The 16,988-nt window shown below is 59.5% G+C and carries 16 protein-coding genes and 1 pseudogene; 10 read left to right on the top strand and 7 right to left on the bottom strand.

Translation table 11 applies throughout. From position 1 onward, the window contains the following. Together BUC40_RS23310 and kdgD are read right to left on the bottom strand one after the other, a co-directional pair. Positions 1–134: pseudogene (locus tag BUC40_RS23310) on the bottom strand (5-dehydro-4-deoxyglucarate dehydratase); the annotation flags it as partial. A 471-nt stretch (positions 135–605) separates the two neighbouring features. Beyond that, complete coding sequence (kdgD, locus tag BUC40_RS15685) at positions 606–1,517, bottom strand: 5-dehydro-4-deoxyglucarate dehydratase (protein ID WP_073267111.1); 912 nt, start codon at positions 1,515–1,517, stop codon at positions 606–608. Positions 1,518–1,879: 362 nt separating this feature from the next. Here kdgD and BUC40_RS15680 point away from each other — a divergent pair, with 362 nt between their 5' ends. The 6 genes from BUC40_RS15680 (at position 1,880) to BUC40_RS15655 (ending at position 7,603) form a co-directional block, all read left to right on the top strand. Beyond that, entirely contained in the window at positions 1,880–2,707 is an 828-nt protein-coding gene (locus BUC40_RS15680) for an NAD-dependent epimerase/dehydratase family protein (RefSeq protein ID WP_073267110.1), read from the top strand. A gap of 47 nt (positions 2,708–2,754) precedes the next feature. After that, positions 2,755–3,642: an SMP-30/gluconolactonase/LRE family protein gene (locus BUC40_RS15675; RefSeq protein ID WP_073267235.1), complete on the top strand. Its 888-nt coding sequence runs from the start codon at positions 2,755–2,757 to the stop codon at positions 3,640–3,642. A gap of 87 nt (positions 3,643–3,729) precedes the next feature. Further along, positions 3,730–4,704, top strand: a complete 975-nt coding sequence (locus BUC40_RS15670; RefSeq protein WP_073267109.1) for a TRAP transporter substrate-binding protein — start codon at positions 3,730–3,732, stop codon at positions 4,702–4,704. Between the two features lie 61 nt (positions 4,705–4,765). Further along, positions 4,766–5,293, top strand: a complete 528-nt coding sequence (locus BUC40_RS15665) for a TRAP transporter small permease (RefSeq protein WP_073267108.1) — start codon at positions 4,766–4,768, stop codon at positions 5,291–5,293. After that, positions 5,293–6,573: a TRAP transporter large permease gene (locus BUC40_RS15660; RefSeq protein WP_073267107.1), complete on the top strand. Its 1,281-nt coding sequence runs from the start codon at positions 5,293–5,295 to the stop codon at positions 6,571–6,573. Before BUC40_RS15665 ends, BUC40_RS15660 begins: the two co-directional genes overlap by 1 nt. 118 nt (positions 6,574–6,691) lie before the next feature. Beyond that, a complete protein-coding gene (locus tag BUC40_RS15655; RefSeq protein WP_073267106.1) occupies positions 6,692–7,603 on the top strand; it encodes an EamA family transporter in 912 nt (303 codons plus the stop codon). A 110-nt stretch (positions 7,604–7,713) separates the two neighbouring features. Here the strand turns inward: BUC40_RS15655 and BUC40_RS15650 are convergent, their stop codons facing one another. Then, positions 7,714–8,469, bottom strand: coding sequence for a FadR/GntR family transcriptional regulator (locus BUC40_RS15650; RefSeq protein WP_070887592.1), 756 nt, complete (start codon positions 8,467–8,469; stop codon positions 7,714–7,716). 112 nt (positions 8,470–8,581) lie between these two features. On the opposite strand from BUC40_RS15650, the gene BUC40_RS15645 reads away from it, so the two are divergent. Together BUC40_RS15645 and BUC40_RS15640 are read left to right on the top strand one after the other, a co-directional pair. Then, on the top strand, positions 8,582–9,451 hold the full coding sequence (locus tag BUC40_RS15645) for an aldose 1-epimerase (RefSeq protein ID WP_073267105.1): 870 nt from the start codon (positions 8,582–8,584) through the stop codon (positions 9,449–9,451). A 210-nt stretch (positions 9,452–9,661) separates the two neighbouring features. Continuing rightward, entirely contained in the window at positions 9,662–9,880 is a 219-nt protein-coding gene (locus BUC40_RS15640; RefSeq protein WP_027906000.1) for a hypothetical protein, read from the top strand. A gap of 21 nt (positions 9,881–9,901) precedes the next feature. Here the strand turns inward: BUC40_RS15640 and BUC40_RS15635 are convergent, their stop codons facing one another. Continuing rightward, positions 9,902–11,386 (bottom strand): helicase HerA-like domain-containing protein, encoded by a 1,485-nt coding sequence (locus BUC40_RS15635; protein ID WP_073267104.1) that lies wholly within the window; start codon positions 11,384–11,386, stop codon positions 9,902–9,904. Positions 11,387–11,538: 152 nt separating this feature from the next. Between BUC40_RS15635 and BUC40_RS15630 the strand changes: the two genes are divergently transcribed. Then, on the top strand, positions 11,539–13,434 hold the full coding sequence (locus tag BUC40_RS15630) for a methyl-accepting chemotaxis protein (RefSeq protein ID WP_073267103.1): 1,896 nt from the start codon (positions 11,539–11,541) through the stop codon (positions 13,432–13,434). A 40-nt stretch (positions 13,435–13,474) separates the two neighbouring features. On the opposite strand, the gene BUC40_RS22905 is transcribed toward BUC40_RS15630, so the two are convergent. Both BUC40_RS22905 and purU read right to left on the bottom strand, forming a co-directional pair. Then, complete coding sequence (locus tag BUC40_RS22905) at positions 13,475–13,651, bottom strand: hypothetical protein (RefSeq protein WP_167369165.1); 177 nt, start codon at positions 13,649–13,651, stop codon at positions 13,475–13,477. 24 nt (positions 13,652–13,675) lie between these two features. Next, on the bottom strand, positions 13,676–14,527 hold the full coding sequence (gene purU / locus BUC40_RS15625; RefSeq protein WP_073267102.1) for a formyltetrahydrofolate deformylase: 852 nt from the start codon (positions 14,525–14,527) through the stop codon (positions 13,676–13,678). A gap of 337 nt (positions 14,528–14,864) precedes the next feature. Between purU and mvaT the strand changes: the two genes are divergently transcribed. Then, on the top strand, positions 14,865–15,248 hold the full coding sequence (gene mvaT, locus BUC40_RS15620; protein WP_073267101.1) for a histone-like nucleoid-structuring protein MvaT: 384 nt from the start codon (positions 14,865–14,867) through the stop codon (positions 15,246–15,248). Between the two features lie 131 nt (positions 15,249–15,379). On the opposite strand, the gene sbcB is transcribed toward mvaT, so the two are convergent. Then, positions 15,380–16,825, bottom strand: a complete 1,446-nt coding sequence (gene sbcB, locus BUC40_RS15615; RefSeq protein WP_073267100.1) for an exodeoxyribonuclease I — start codon at positions 16,823–16,825, stop codon at positions 15,380–15,382. Between the last annotated feature and the right edge of the window lie 163 nt (positions 16,826–16,988).

Below are 16,988 nucleotides of genomic sequence, written 5' to 3'. Positions count from 1 at the left end.
GCGCCGTAGGGAGCCAGCCACTCGAGGCGACGTACGTAGCCGGCCGGGTTGAATTCGCCTTGGGCATCGAAATCGGTCAGCGGGAAGGACAGCAGGCCGGAGGAGAGGACGGTTTTTAATTCTTGTGGAGTCATTCTTCTTACACCCTTGATGAGGACATGGAGGCCGTTATCGGCAACTGAAGTCATACGTTATCGTACAACTATAAAATTGCCAAGCCTTCTCGATTCGTTTTAGCCGTCCCCGGTGAGGTAATAGCGTTTTTGTGTAGTGCACAAGGATGCGCTGAGCACTCCAAATTCTGTGGAAGCGCGCTACATCCTGAGCACCGCCTACTTCCGATGACCACAAATGGGATGTGTCGGGCCACGCAGATATCCATCGCGGGCATGACCCGCCCCCACTCAGGACCACCCCACCGACGTCGATGCCGCAAAACAACGGGGCACAGTAGGATGGATGAAACCCATCACCTTTGATGGTTTCACCTACGCAGCCCGCCCAACCCTAAGGGCGCCCTACCCCGCTTCTCTCCATTACGCCTTCGCCAGCATGCGAAAAGGCCGCTGTAAACAGCGGCCTTTTCGAGAGACGGATGCAGGCGCTTATTGCGCGCCTTGCGCCTTGATCAGCGCAGCCAGCTTCTCGTACTCATCCGGCAGCAGGTCGGTCAGCGGAGCGCGAACCGGGCCTGCGTCGTAACCGGAGATCTTCGCACCAGCCTTGACGATGCTGACCGCGTAACCGGCTTTACGATTACGGATGTCCAGGTACGGCAGGAAGAAGTCGTCGATGATCTTGCCGACGGTGGCGTGATCATCCTTGGCAATGGCGTGGTAAAAGTCCATCGCGGTTTTCGGGATGAAGTTGAATACCGCCGAGGAGTAGACCGGTACGCCCAGCGCCTTATAGGCAGCGGCGTAGACTTCAGCGGTCGGCAAGCCGCCCAGGTAGCTGAAACGGTCACCCAGACGACGACGGATGGAAACCATCAGTTCGATATCGCCCAAACCATCCTTGTAACCGATCAGGTTCGGGCAACGCTCGGCCAGTTGCTCGAGCAAGGTAGCGTTCAGGCGGCAGACGTTGCGGTTGTAGACAACCACACCGATCTTCACCGACTTGCACACTTGCTCAACGTGAGCAGCAACACCTTCCTGCGAAGCTTCGGTCAGGTAGTGCGGCAGCAGCAGCAGGCCTTTGGCGCCCAGGCGCTCGGCTTCCTGTGCGTACTGAATGGCCTGGCGAGTGGAACCACCGACACCCGCAAGGATTGGCACGCTGCCGGCGCAGGTGTCGACGGCAGTCTTGATGACGGACGAGTACTCGTCAGCAGCCAGGGAGAAGAATTCACCCGTACCACCAGCGGCGAACAGAGCAGTGGCGCCGTAGGGAGCCAGCCACTCGAGGCGACGTACGTAGCCGGCCGGGTTGAATTCGCCTTGGGCATCGAAATCGGTCAGCGGGAAGGACAGCAGACCGGAGGAGAGGACAGTTTTTAATTCTTGTGGAGTCATTCTTTCGAACCCTGTAGCGCAAGTGAATGTATGAGGCAGCCTTGGCTGCTTCGAGATACGTTATCGTACGACAATAAGTAAAACCATCCCCTGCGATTACCTTTTGCAGCTTCGGGAGCCATATCTGGCATCTCTAGATAAGGTAAGCGGTCAGCAATGAACCGATGACTGATCAGTCATTTATCGGCTATCTCGCTGCCGTCTAAAACAGGCAGCCGCTCAAGCTCGTGGGATACCACAACAACCCCGGAGTTTTTTTCGGCATCGCGTTGACAGCGCAATCGGAGGCTGTTGATAATCCTCTCACGTCATACGACAACCGATAACAAGCTCTCCATAAAAACAAACTAGAGACCGCTTTGATGACTACCACTTCCAATGCGCAACCGCCCTTCCATCGCCTGCTGCTCACGGGTGCGGCAGGCGGATTGGGCAAAGTGTTGCGCGAGCGCCTGCAGCCCCTGACCCAGATTCTGCGTCTCTCGGACATCGCCGAAATGGCACCCGCCGAAGGCCCGCACATCGAAATACAGCTCTGCGATCTGGCAGACAAACATGCCGTTCATCAGTTGGTCGAAGGCGTCGACGCGATCCTGCACTTTGGCGGCGTGTCGGTAGAGCGTCCGTTCGAGGAAATTCTCGGCCCGAACATCAGCGGTGTTTTCCATATCTACGAAGCAGCACGTCGCCATGGCGTAAAACGTGTGATTTTCGCCAGCTCCAACCATGTCATCGGCTTCCACAAGCAGACCGACACCATCGACGCCAATTGTGCACGCCGCCCTGATGGTTACTACGGCCTGTCGAAGTCCTATGGCGAAGACATGGCAAGCTTCTACTTCGATCGCTACGGCATCGAGACCGTCAGCATCCGCATCGGCTCTTCGTTCACCGAGCCGCTGAACCGTCGCATGATGAGCACCTGGCTGAGCTACGACGACCTGGTGCAATTGATCGAACGCAGCCTCACCACCCCCAACGTTGGCCATACAGTGGTCTACGGCGCCTCGGCGAACAAGAATGTGTGGTGGGACAACAGCCATGCTGCTCACCTGGGCTTCGAGCCCAAGGACACGTCTGAAGTATTTCGCGACAAGGTCGAGGCGCAGCCACCCGTGGCCGCCGATGACCCGAATGCGCTCTATCAAGGTGGTGCCTTTACGGCGGCCGGCCCGTTCGGCGACGAATAAGCCTGTAGCCTGCCGTCGATAACAATAACAAGAGGTCGGACATGCCCATGCAAGCCGAACTGATTTTCGATGCCCGCAACTCGGTTGGCGAAAGCCCGGTCTGGAGTTCGCGGGATCAGGCCCTGTACTGGGCCGATATTCCCAATAAGCGCCTGTATCGCTGGAACCTGGCCGATGCCACCACGCAAAGCTGGGAAGCAGACGAAATGCTCGCCTGTATCGCCAGGCGCGCCGATGGTAGCTGGATCGCAGGCATGGAAAGCGGCATTTTCCAGCTGACCGCCGGTGACGATGGCCGCCTGACGGGCGAACGCCTTGTCGGCGTCGGCCATGCCCGCGAGAACATGCGTTTCAACGACGGCCGCTGCGATCGCCAAGGGCGCTTCTGGACCGGCACTATGCTGATGGACATGGCCGCTGGCGCCAGCGTCGGTGCTTTGTATCGCTACGACGGCGCCTGGCAGACTACCCTCCCCGTGCTGCTCGACGAGCTGATCGTGCCCAACGGCCTGGGTTTTAGCCCGGACGGCCGCACCATGTACCTGTCTGACTCGCACCCCTCGGCGCAGGCCATCTGGGCATTCGACTACGACATCGACAACGGCACGCCGCACAACCGCCGCCTGTTCGTCGATATGAACGAGTACCCCGGTCGCCCCGATGGCGCCGCGGTGGATGCCGATGGCTGCTATTGGATCTGCGGCAATGATGCCGGCCTGATTCACCGCTTCACGCCGGCAGGTCGCCTCGACCGCTCGCTGGAAGTACCCGTGAAGAAGCCGACCATGTGCGCCTTCGGCGGCCCCAACCTCGACACCTTGTACGTCACTTCGATTCGCCCGGGCGGCAACTTGGACGATCAACCTCTGGCCGGTGGCGTTTTTGCGCTGCTGCCAGGCGTGAATGGCCTTGAGGAGACCCCCTTTCAGCCCTGAATGACCATAACCCGGGGAGCCACCGGCCCCCCGGAACGCCACAACGCGACAACGCGACAAACCAACAACAACAAAACGGAGCTTCACATGAACTTCAAGCGCAAGTTACTGATCGCCGCACTCCCTCTGGCAATGGGCCTGTCCACTCTGGTACAGGCCGATATCACCCTGAAGATCGCTGAGATCCACCCAGCCGGTTACCCCACCGTGGTAGCCATGGAAAACCTCGGCAAGAAGCTCGACACCGCCACCAATGGCGAAATCAAATCGCGCATGTTCGCCGGTGGCGTACTGGGTTCCGAGAAGGAAGTGATCGAACAGACCCAGATCGGTGCAGTGCAACTGACCCGTGTCAGCCTGGGCTCAGTGGGTTCGGTGGTGCCGACCACCAACGTATTCAACATGCCGTTCGTGTTCCGCGATATCGACCATATGCGCAAGGTGGTGGACGGTGAAATCGGTCAGGAAATTCTCGACGCTATCACCAACTCCGACTTCAATATGGTCGGCCTGGCGTGGATGGAAGCCGGTAGTCGCAGCCTCTACACCAAGAAGCCAGTGCGCAAGATCGAAGACCTCAAGGGCATGAAGATCCGTGTGATCGGCAACCCGCTGTTCATCGACACCCTCAACGCCATGGGCGCCAACGGCATCGCCATGGACACCGGTGAAATCTTCAGCGCCCTGCAGAGTGGCGTGATCGACGGTGCCGAGAACAACTCGCCGACCCTGCTCGAGCACAACCACTTCCGCGAAGCCAAGTACTACACCCAGACGCATCACCTGATCCTGCCTGAGCCGCTGCTGATGTCGAAAACCACCTGGGAGAAACTGACCCCAGAGCAGCAGGTTCTGGTCAAGAAGCTCGCCAAGGAAGCTCAGCTCGAAGAGCGTGATCTGTGGGTCGCCAAGGAAAACGCGTCCAACGACAAGCTCAAGGCCGAAGGAGTCGAGTTCATCGAAGTCGACACCAAGCCTTTCTACGACGCGACCGCTCCAGTTCGTGAGAAGTACGGTGCCCAGTTTACCGACCTGATCAAGCGCATCGAAGCCGTCAAGTAATCCTCTCGCGCAAGCGTACGGAGCCGGTGTTCTGCCGGCTCCACACCATCCGGTGAGTCTCATGAAAAATCTGGTTCTAGGCGTCAACGACGCCATTTATCGTGCTTGCATCATCGTTGCCAGCCTGGCAATCGTGATCATGGCCACGATCATCCCTTGGGGCGTTTTCAGTCGCTACGCACTGGGACAGGGCTTAGGCTGGCCCGAGCCAATCAGCGTAATGCTGATGGGCATATTCACCTTTATCGGTGCTGCCGCTGGCTACCGGGCCAGTGCACACATGGCGGTGACTTCGCTGACTGATCGCCTGCCGCAAAGCCTGGAGCCGTTGTTCACGCTGTTCGTGCGCCTGGCAATGGGCGCTATCGCGCTATTCATGCTGATCTGGGGTTACAAGCTGTGCCTGGCAACCTGGAACCAGTACCTCAGTACCCTGCCCTCGGTGCGTGTCGGCATTAGCTATATGCCGATTCCGGTGGGCGGCTTCATCACACTGCTGTTCGTCATCGAACAATTGCTCTACGGCGATCAGAACAAGCGTCGCGTCGTCGATTTCGAAGCAGTTGAAGAAGCTAAGGAGGCTGTGTAATGGATGCCCTCATTCTGGTAGGCAGCTTCATCGTCCTGATTCTACTGCGTGTTCCCGTTGCCTATTCGCTGGGTATTTCTGCGCTGATCGGCGCCTGGTGGATCGATATCCCGCTGCACGCGGTGATGATCCAGATCGCCGGTGGCGTCAACAAATTCTCCCTGCTGGCCATTCCATTCTTCGTGCTGGCAGGCGCGATCATGGCCGAAGGAGGCATGGCCCGGCGCCTGGTGGCCTTCGCCGGAGTTCTGGTCGGCTTCGTCCGCGGCGGCCTGTCACTGGTCAACATCACCGCATCGACCTTCTTTGGCGCAATCTCCGGCTCGTCCTTGGCCGACACCGCTTCGGTGGGTTCGGTATTGATTCCGGAAATGGAAAGGAAAGGCTATCCGCGCGAGTTTGCCACTGCCGTAACCGTATCCGGTTCGGTACAGGCGCTGCTCACACCGCCCAGCCATAACTCGGTGATCTACTCGCTGGCCGCTGGCGGCACCGTGTCCATCGCCGCGCTGTTCATGGCTGGCATTGGCCCGGGCCTGCTGATGAGTGCCACCATGGCCGCGCTGTGCTTGTGGTTCGCCAAGAAGCGCAATTACCCGAAAGGCGAAGTGATCCCACTGCGCCAGGCTATCAAGATCTGCGTCGAAGCCCTGTGGGGCCTGATGACCATGGCCATCATCCTCGGCGGTATTCTCTCGGGAGTGTTCACCGCCACCGAGTCCGCTGCCGTGGCAGTGATTTGGGCATTCTTCGTAACCATGTTCATCTACCGCGACTACAAGTGGCATGAGCTGCCGAAGATGCTGCACCGCACCGTGCGCACACTGTCGATCGTGATGATCCTCATCGCCTTCGCCGCCGCGTTCGGTTACATCATGACCCTGATGCAGATTCCATCAAAGATCACCACCGCGTTCCTGGCCTTTTCGGACAACCGCTACGTGATCCTGATGTGCATCAACTTCATGCTGCTGGTGCTCGGCACGCTGATGGACATGGCGCCGCTGATCCTGATTCTCACGCCGATCCTGCTGCCAGTCGTTACCTCGTTCGGTGTCGACCCAGTGCACTTCGGCATGATCATGCTGGTCAACCTGGGCATCGGTCTGATCACTCCGCCGGTTGGCGCGGTACTGTTCGTCGGCGCCGCCATCGGCAAGGTAACCATCGAAGCCACCGTCAAGGCGCTGCTGCCGTTCTACGCTGCACTGTTCGTGGTTCTGATGCTGGTGACCTACGTTCCGGCCATCTCGCTGTGGCTGCCTAGCGTCGTACTCTGATACTGCTCCACCCGCGGCGGGTCGCGTGCATTACGCGATCCGCCGTTTTTTTTAGCGCAACTAGAACGATCACCGAACCGTCAGGCGCTCAAGGCTTAACTCGATACGGAAATTGCCCATGAACTCCCCTGCCCTGTTTCCCCGCCACATCGCCGTCATGATTCTGGCGTTGCTGGCCTGTTCCTTCGCCGGCAACCACATTGCCGCGCGTATCGCCTTCGACAACGAGACCGGCCTATTACTGGCGATTCTCTGCCGCTCGGGCGTGACCATGCTGGTGCTGTTAGGCATCGTGCTCTGGCAGCGCCAGGCCCTGCAGATGCCGCCTGGCGCATGGCGCTGGCAGTTACTGCTGGGCCTGCTGATCGCTACCCAGAGTATTTGTTTGTACACCGCGGTGGCGCGCATTCCAGTGGCGCTGGCGCTGTTGATCGGCAATACCTTTCCGATCCTGCTCGCCCTGCTTACCTGGGCACTCGGTGGCTCGGCACCCACGCGGCGCACAGTGATGCTGATGGGGCTGATTCTGCTCGGTCTGGTCTTCGCCCTGGACTTGCCGGCACGCCTGAGCGCCAGCGAACCCGCTGGCGCTGACTGGGTACTGGGCGTCAGCGTGTCATTCGTGGCGGCGTGCGTATTCGCCTGTGCGCTGTGGATCACCGACCACAAGCTGTCGAACTTGCGCGGCTCGGTGCGCAGCATGCTGACCTTGATGATCGTGTTTAGCAGCATGGTGCTGGCAGGCAGCGCCGACCTGATTCCGGGTGGCATGAACCTGCCAGCTAACTCTACCGGCTGGACGGCCTTGGGCGCCTTGGTGCTGCTCTACGGGATCGCCTTCTGCATGCTATTTGTCACCGTACCGCGCCTGAACATGGCCAAGAACGCCCCGGTGATGAACATGGAGCCTATCGCCACGCTGCTGTTTGGCTGGCTACTGCTGGATCAGGTACTCAGCGGTATGCAGATGATCGGCGGCGCGATCGTGCTGACTGGGATTGTGTTGCTGACGTATCGCAAGGACACCTGAGCATCTATTTACGATCAGATGCGCGTTGGCCCTGCAGAAGTGAAAAAGGGCCTGGGTGCTCATCTACGAAGGTAGATCAGCACCCAGGCCCCCTCAGGGCATTACAGCTCTCAGGCTTGCTTGGCAGCCACTTCGGCCGACTCATGAGCCTGACGCAGGCGCTCGCGGCTGTTGGTCAGGTGCAAGCGCATGGCCGCACGCGCAGCATCGGAGTCCTGACGGGCGATGGCTTCGAAGATCTGCTCGTGCTCACGCTCCAGGCGCGCCATGTAATGGGCATGATCGTCATGAGCGATACGCGCCGAATTGAGCCGGGTACGCGGAATGATGCTGGTACCCAGGTGGCTCATGATGTCGGTGAAGTAACGGTTGCCGGTGGCGTGGGCGATCTGCAGGTGAAACTGAAAATCGGACGATACCGCGTCGCTTTCGTGGGCAGCGCCCTCGTTAAGCGCGTCGAGCGCCTGGCGCATAGAGGCCAGTTGCTCGGGCGTGCGACGCTGGGCAGCCAGGCCAGCCGATTCCACTTCCAGGCTGATGCGCAGCTCCAGTACGGCCAACACTTCACGCAGGGTGACGATGGTCGCCGGGTCGATACGGAAACCACCCGGGTTCGGCGTATCCAGCACGAAGGTGCCGATACCGTGACGGGTTTCTACCAGGCCAGACGCCTGCAGCCGCGACAGTGCTTCACGCACCACGGTGCGGCTAACACCCTGCTCTTCCATGATCGCCGACTCGGTCGGCAATTTGTCACCACGCTTGATCACCCCATCGCGAATGCGCTGGGACAACTCCGCGACCAGCTCCTGGGCCAGGCTGCGATGCTTGCGCCGCGCACGTGGCTGCGTGTTTTGAGTTTCCATAGAGGTCATATCGTCTGGGTGGCCAAAGCGCATCATATATCAGGGAGTTGTATGATGACACGTTCTTCGTTTATCTCCGCCTAACCGCTCGCTAACTGCCCAGGTACGCCCTATGCCGCCCCCCACCTTGCATCTGCAAGACAGCCTTACCCAACTCACTCTCGCACCCGGCACTGGCGGCGCCATCGCCAACTGGTCGGTGACGCAAAACGGCCAGCCGCTGCTACGCCACGCTGACGAGCACGCCTTGCTGGCAGGAACACCACGCCTGCTCGGCTGCTACCCGCTGGCGCCTTGGTCCAATCGCATCACTGGAGGCGGCTTCGACAACCCCGAAGGTTGGCTGGCTCTCCAAGCAAACGCGGAGAACTCGCCACTGCCGATCCACGGCAGCGCCTGGCAGCAGCCCTGGCAAGTTGTCGAGCACAGCGAAAGCTCGGCGCTGTTGCGTCTCGACAGTCAGGTGCCGTTCGCCTACACCGCCGAGCAACGCTTCGAACTCAAGGACGGCCTGTTGAGTATTCGCCTGCAGGTCACTCACCGTGCAGACACGCCGACGTGGCATGGCCTTGGCCTGCACCCGTACTTCCCGCGTACCGCGCACACGAGGCTGCAAGCCCGCGCCGAGAAGGTCTGGCAGTGCGATGAAAACAGCTTGCCCACGGGGCTGAGTGACTTGCCTGAGCAATGGAATTTTCAACGCGAACGAGCGCTGCCGTCGGCGCATACCGACAACGCCTTTATAGGCTGGAACGGCCAGGCACGCATCGTCGAACCCGATGCCGGCTACAGCCTGGAGATCAGCAGTGAGCAAGCCATCTACCTGCTGTTTTGCCCGGAAGGCAAACCGTTCTTCTGCTTCGAACCGGTGAGCCACGCGGTCAACGCCCACCACCAGCCCGGCAAACCTGGCTTGGTACTACTGCACAAGAATCAGAGCCACAGCCTGACGCTAAACCTGCGTTATCAGCCTTTATGCTGATAACGCGCACTGTTATTGAAGTGCGACCACGCTGGACTTTACACGGCGGCTGGTGATAATCACCCACCTGCCCCGTGTTCAGCCGCACGTGCGAATAACCTGAACTATACAAAGGGCATGTGCTTCAAAAAGATGTGGCGACCGTATCAGTAAGACCGCCCGGCCTTACGTTGTCGTCCACTTCTCAATTAGAAACTTATGGATATTATCGTGACGAAAGACGAACTGCGCGCCGAACTCGAGCGCCAGGCGCAGCGTTACAAGGATGTATACGGCGGTGAAGTCATCACATACGCCGCCCAACCGGATCCGGAACGCAAGCCTTGGCGCAAAAAAGCCAGCCTGCTTGATCAGGCCTTCGATAAAGAAATCGAAAAAATAGAAAAAGATCTGTCCAGCAAAGCCGAAGCCAGAGCCGAAAGCGCCTGATCGTGCCCGGCATGGCCGGGCCTAGCGTTTTCTGGACGTAGACTTGCTGCCCAGCAAAGATCCCAGTAAGCCGCGAACCAGTTGCCGACCGAGTTGATTGGCAACTTGGCGCATTGCGCTTTTCACTGCTTGAGTCGCCAAGCCACCGAGAAACTCGCCCGCTACGCTGGCGGTTGAAGGCGGTTGTTTGCCAGCTTGCACCTGCTCGCTCGCCTGGGTCGCCCGTGCGGTGAGCATTTCGTACGCCGACTCGCGATCAAACGGTTTGTCATAGCGGCCAGCCAACGGTGACTGGCGAATCAACGCAGCGCGCTCCGCTTCGGCCAATGGCCCGATGCGCGATTGCGGTGGGGCGATGGCAACGCGCTGCACCATGGCCGGCGTGCCCTTGTCTTCCAGCGTGCCCACCAGCGCCTCGCCGATACCTAGCTCAGTCAGCACCGACAGACAATCGAACGCTGGATTGGGCCTGAAGCCGTCGGCCACCGCACGCAGCGCCTTCTGCTCACGAGTGGTGAACGCGCGTAGACCATGCTGGATGCGCAAGCCAAGCTGGGCCAGTACGTCATCCGGCAGATCGCCCGGCGACTGGGTAACGAAATATACACCCACGCCTTTGGAGCGGATCAGCCGTACCACCTGTTCCAGGCGGGTCTGCAAGGCCTTTGGCGTATCGGCAAACAACAGGTGGGCCTCATCGAAAAACAGTGCGAGCACAGGTTTGTCGGCATCGCCACGCTCCGGCAACTGCTCGAACAACTCGGCCAGTAGCCACAGCAGGAACGTCGCATAGACCTTGGGCGCTTCATGGACCAGGCGGCTGGCGTCAAGCAGATGAATGCGCCCGCGGCCATCGCGATCCGGCTGCAGAATGTCTTCGAGCTCTAACGCCGGCTCACCGAACAGCGCATCGCCGCCCTGTTGCTCCAGGCTGGCCAGGCGCCTTAGTAGCGCCTGGGCGGAGGTGTTGGTGAACAACGCGCTATCGGCACCCAATACCTCGGGCTGCTCCTTCAGGTGGGTCAGCAGTGCTTTCAGATCCTTGAGGTCGAGCAGCAGCAAGCCTTCACGGTCAGCCACTTTGAACGCCGCGTACAGCGCCGCCTGCTGGCTGTCAGTGAGCTCCAGTAGCGCGCCGAGCAGCAGCGGCCCCATCTCACTCAACGTAGTGCGCAGCGGATGACCACTCTGCCCATGCACATCCCACAGGCTGACTGGATAGGCCGTCGGGCTGTGCGCCAGCCAGGGCATGCTGGTGATGCGTTCAGCCACTTTGCCCTGAGGCGAACCAGGCGCGCCCAGGCCACACAAATCACCCTTCACATCAGCGGCGAACACCGCGACGCCGGCATCGCTGAAGTTCTCGATCAGACGTTGCAGGGTCACCGTTTTACCGGTGCCCGTAGCGCCCGCGATCAGGCCGTGACGGTTGGCCAGGCGCAACGACTGGCTGACCGCTTCGCCGTCACCACCTGCGCCCAGAACGAATTGCTGATTCAACGCCATACCAACGCCCTCTGGATTAAAGCTTTAAGCCCCTGCTGCCGACATAACCGCCAGGCCGCGACCGATTCAGCCTTGACTAGCTCGCCTGCCCTACTCGCCAACTGGCGACGCCCTCCAAGACTGGTTCCAGTGACTATCGGACGCAAGATGCCATGACGAGAAACCTGCAGTTCAGCCACAAGATTCTGCTGGCCGCCACCCTGGTGGTGACGGTCGCCTTTGCCCTGTTCAGCCTCTACAACGACAGCCGTCAGCGTAGCAGCATCGAGACATCGCTCCAGAGCAACCTCAGCCAGGCCAGCAATGCCGCAGCCGGTAACATCGAAAGCTGGCTGTCGGGGCGCATTCTGCTGGTCGAAAGCCTGGCGCAGAACCTGGAGCTGGCCATCGCCGGTGGCGGTCTGCAAGAGGTCATCTCGCGCCCGGTCTACAAAGCTGCGTTTCTTTCCACCTATATCGGCGTGCAGAGCGACGGCCGCTTCCTGTCCAGCCCGCCGACGCAGATGGCCGCAGGCTACGATCCGCGCACTCGCCCTTGGTACAAGGACACCGCCCAGGCCAACCGCACCCTGCTTACCGCGCCCTACGTCGATCAGATCACCAACACCCTGGTGATATCGCCCATCGCGCCGGTGCGTGGCCCGGACGGCAAGCCGTTCGGCATGGCCGGCGGCGACGTCAGCCTGGACACGCTGGTGAAGATCATCAACTCCATCGACCTGGGCGACCTGGGTTATGCGTTTCTGGTCAGCAAAGATGGCACCGTATTGGTTCACCCCCAGGCCGACTTGGTGATGAAGAACCTGCGCGACCTCTACCCCAACGCAACCATCGGCCTGGACAGCAAGCTCATCGAAGTCACACAAGACGGTCAGGATCGCTTGCTGACCTTCGCGCCGGTCAAAGGCTTGCCGGATGTGCAGTGGTACGTCGGCCTGTCGATCGACAAGAACCTGGCCTACGCGGCGCTTGATGAATTCCGCCTGTCAGCCGCCATCGCCACGCTGATTGCCGTGGCCCTGATCATCGCCCTGCTCGGCGTGCTGATCCGTGTACTGATGCAGCCGCTGACCACCATGGGCAAGGCCATGGAGGACATCGCTCGTGGTGAGGGCGACCTGACCAAGCGCCTGGCCATTCAGTCCCACGATGAATTCGGCGCGCTGGCCAGCTCGTTCAACCGCTTCGTCGAGCGTATCCACGCGTCCATTCGTGAAGTGTCCTCAGCGACCGCCCAGGTCAACGAGGTCGCCAAGCTGGTGGTCAACGCCTCAAACTCGTCCATCGTCAACTCCGACGAGCAGGCCAGCCGCACCAACAGCGTAGCCGCAGCAATCAACGAGCTCGGCGCCGCCGCCCAAGAAATCGCCCGCAACGCCGCAGACGCCTCCAACCAGGCATCCGACGCCCGCCTCCAGGCCGAAGACGGCGGCAAAGTGGTGCAGCAGGCGATCAACGCCATGACCGACCTGTCAGGCAAGGTCGTCGATGCCCGGGGCAAGATCGAAATGCTCGCTGGGAAAACCGCCGATATCGGGCAGATTCTCGAAGTGATCAAGAGCATCTCCCAGCAGACCAACCTGTTGGCGCTCAACGCGGCCATCGAGGCTGCCCGTGCTGGTGAAGCCGGACGAGGCTTTGCGGTGGTTGCCGATGAAGTGCGCAATCTGGCTCATCGCACCCAGGAATCGGCTCAGGAAATCGACAAGATGATCGAGGAACTGCAGGTCGGTTCACGCGAGTCGGTCACCACCATGACCGAAAGCCAGCGCTACAGTGAACAGAGCGTAGAAGTCGCCAACCAGGCCGGCGAGCGTCTGGGCAGCGTGACCCTGCGCATCGGCGAAATCGACGGTATGAACCAGTCCGTGGCCACCGCCACCGAAGAACAGACGTCAGTAATCGAGGCGCTGAACATGGACATCACCGAGATCAACACCCTCAATCAGGAAGGCGTGGAAAACCTGCAGGCCACGCTGCGCGCCTGCGCGGATCTGGAGCAGCAGGCCGCGCGCCTCAAGCACCTGGTCGACAGTTTCCGGATCTGAAACCGGAACAAAGAAAAAGGGCGCCACTGGCGCCCTTTTTTCATTTATCCGAGCGTTGCTGCTCGCGCTGGGTTCGTTGCCACAAGGCCTCGGCACCTTCGAACTCGGTACCGTCCTCGTCGCTCAGCGTATCAGGGTCGTACCGTCGCACGCAGCCTTCGCCGAGCGTGGGTGGCGGCTTGGCGGCGCCGGGTTGTGGCCTATCGTCGTCATCCATCGCAGAGCCCCTGTTCGGCCGGGATCAGTCGAACACCACCGTCTTGTTGTTGTGCACCAACACTCGGTCTTCCAAGTGATAGCGCAGACCACGGGAAAGCACCATCTTTTCTACGTCCTTGCCCAGGCGAACCATCTCTTCGATGGTCTCGCGGTGGCTGACGCGCACCACGTCCTGCTCGATGATCGGGCCGGCATCCAGCTCTTCGGTCACGTAGTGAGAGGTCGCACCAATCAACTTTACACCACGCAGGGAGGCCTGATGGTAAGGCTTGGCACCGACGAAGGACGGCAGGAAGCTGTGGTGAATGTTGATCACCCGCTGCGCATAGTCCTGACACAATTTCGGCGGCAGAATCTGCATGTAGCGCGCCAGCACGATGACGTCGGCACGATGCTCTTCGACCAGACGCGCGACCTCATCGAACGCCGGCTGCTTGTTTTGCGGATCAACCGGCACGTGGATGAACGGGATGCCGTGCCACTCGACCATGCTGCGCAGGTCGTCATGGTTGGAAATCACGCAGGGAATATCGCAATCCAGCTCATTGCTGTGCCAGCGGTGCAGCAGGTCGGCCAAGCAGTGGGATTCGCGGCTGGCCATCAGCACAACGCGTTTCTTTTGCGCCGAATCGGTGATGCGCCACTCCATGGAGAATTCCCGGGCGATCGGCGAGAACGCTTGATTGAAGCCGTCCAGATCGAAAGGCAACGAATCGGCACGGATCTCATGGCGCATGAAAAACCAGCCGCTCTGCGTGTCCGAATGGTGGCTCGCTTCGGTGATCCAGCCGTTGTAGGTCGCCAGAAAGTTGCTGACCTTGGCAACGATGCCGGTGCGGTCAGGGCAGGCGATTACCAGCCGAAAAGTGCGCATGAACAACTCCAGAGAATTAGCGAAGGCGCGCATTTTAGCCACACTAACGAAAAACTGCAGTACCTCTGCAAGCGGCGCATTTCCGGCACTCGGACTGCCACCCATGGGTGGATGAAAATGCACCGGCACTTACGGTTATGCGTTCACGCTCACGCGAACAAACCCAGCCCGCCATCGACAATTTCAAAGCGCAAATAAACACACTAAATAGCCGAGGCGACGTGCAACTTATTTAATTGAAGTTCGTCTGTTTAGTACGCAGCTATTTACTTGCAACTAAGCGCTGTCTACTATTAGCAACACTTGATTCCCCCTGCACGCATCAAAGGTAAAACACATGTCGCTGATCACCGAATACCGCACCCTCGAAGAAAACATCAAAGAAATGCAAGAGCGCCTGAAAAGCCTGTCGCAAGATGACAAGCTGAAAAAGGAACTGGAATTCGAAGGCAAGCTGCGTACGCTGATGGGTGAATATCAGAAGTCGCTGCGCGACATCATCGCCCTGCTGGATCCAGAAGCCAAAGTTGGCAAGGCTCAGCGCACTGCAGGTAAAGCCGCTGCTACCGGTAGCAAGCGTGCTCGCAAAGTTAAGCAGTACAAAAACCCGAACACTGGCGAAGTCATCGAAACCAAAGGTGGCAACCACAAGACGCTGAAAGAGTGGAAAGCCAAGTGGGGCGGCGACGTCGTTGAAGGCTGGGCCACTCTGCTGGGCTGATGCCAAGCCGGGGGCGGTAAGTCCATGAAGAACGCCAGCATTGCTGGCGTTTTTTATGGCCGTCTATTCGAATCAGCTAGATAGAAAGATTGCATTGGCGCGCCAGGCGATTTAACGCATGGCACGCATATCTATATCCCTTCTTTTTGTAGTCCATATCGATTGCGCAATTGATTCGCGTGTTCGCCCCAGGCTTGCAACGTCGCTCGCTGGTTATCTGTCGCCTTGGCGAGATACACCGCCATGTCTGCCTCGAAACTCGCCAGTGTGTTGGGCGCCCCAAACTCAATCCCGGTAAGACGCTGCTGGCAGAAGGCATGCCAGCGCTGCTGTTCTTCACCGCTCAATGTGTCCGGAAAGTTTCGGGCCCGGTAACGAAACAGCAATTCAGGCAGACGCGCATCATCGAATGGCCAGGACTGCGCCATCAATTGTGCCGGGTCACTGTTACGGACCTGTTCGCACAGCCGGCGATCACGATCGCCAATAAAGCCGTCGTACAACTGTTGCTCTGGATCCATAACTGCCGTGAAACTTTCTTCCTCATATACCTGCGGCAATTTGTCTCGCCATTGTTCCTGACTGCCTGCCAGCCGTTGTGCCCGCATCAGGTAATCGGCCTTGTCCAATTGCAGGCGTTGGCAATCTTCCTCGCGCAAAACACCGAGCGGCGCGACCACCGGACAGCGATTGATGTGGATGAGCTTGAGCGGCACAGGTTGTTCGCCTTCAGCCAACTCATCGCGCCGGGTATACAAGCGGCGACGCAAGGTGTCGGCATCTTCTTCCAGCAATGGCGCAGCATCGAGGTGCAGGTCGCAAACGATCAGGGCATTGCGATTGCGCGGATGCCAGGCCAATGGCAACACCACGGACAAATAATGTCGCGCACCGGAAAAACGCCCGGACACATGCACCAACGGCTGCAACAAGCGAATCTGATCGAGCACCTGCTGCTTGCTCCGTAGCCCGTACAGATAGTCGTAGAGTTTCGGCTGGCGCTCGCGAATCAGACGCGCCAGCGCGATAGTCGCGCGCACATCGGAAAGCGCGTCGTGGGCCTGGCCGTGAGCGATCCCATTGGCAGCGGTAAGCCGCTCGAGCTTGAGGCTGACGCCATGCTCATCCTGCGGCCATTCGATACCTTCGGGGCGCAGCGCATAGGCAGTGCGCACCATATCGATCAGGTCCCATCGGCTGTTGCCGCCCTGCCACTCACGGGCGTAAGGGTCGAAGAAGTTGCGGTACAGGCTGTAGCGCGTCACTTCATCATCGAAGCGCAAACTGTTGTAACCGACGCCGCAGGTGCCCGGCCGTGCCAACTCGGCATGCACGCGCGTCATGAACTCTGCTTCACCCAGGCCTTCACGCGCCAGACGATCCGGGCCAATGCCGGTGATCATGCAGGCGGCTGGATGGGGCAGGATATCGTCGCTGGGCTGGCAATAGAGATTGAGCGGCGCCTCGATCTCGTTGAGCTGCTCATCAGTGCGGATTCCGGCGACCTGCAGCGGCCGATCCCGCCGCGGGTCGATACCAGTGGTTTCGTAGTCGTACCAGAACAGGCTGGAAGGCACGGCGGACTCCTGTGACGAATTGAGTGGCGCAGTCTAGGTTACGGCTCCATCACAAACCACGACTGTGTCCCAAAAGCTCGATCCTCCTCACTGCCGCCGAGAAAGGCAATGAATTGGCCCTTGTGAGCGATTTGGCCAACCATTAACATCAGGAAACAATCTC

This window comes from Phytopseudomonas punonensis (genome assembly GCF_900142655.1).
Classification (GTDB): domain Bacteria; phylum Pseudomonadota; class Gammaproteobacteria; order Pseudomonadales; family Pseudomonadaceae; genus Aquipseudomonas; species Aquipseudomonas punonensis.
This window is presented reverse-complemented; position numbering and strand designations above follow the sequence as displayed.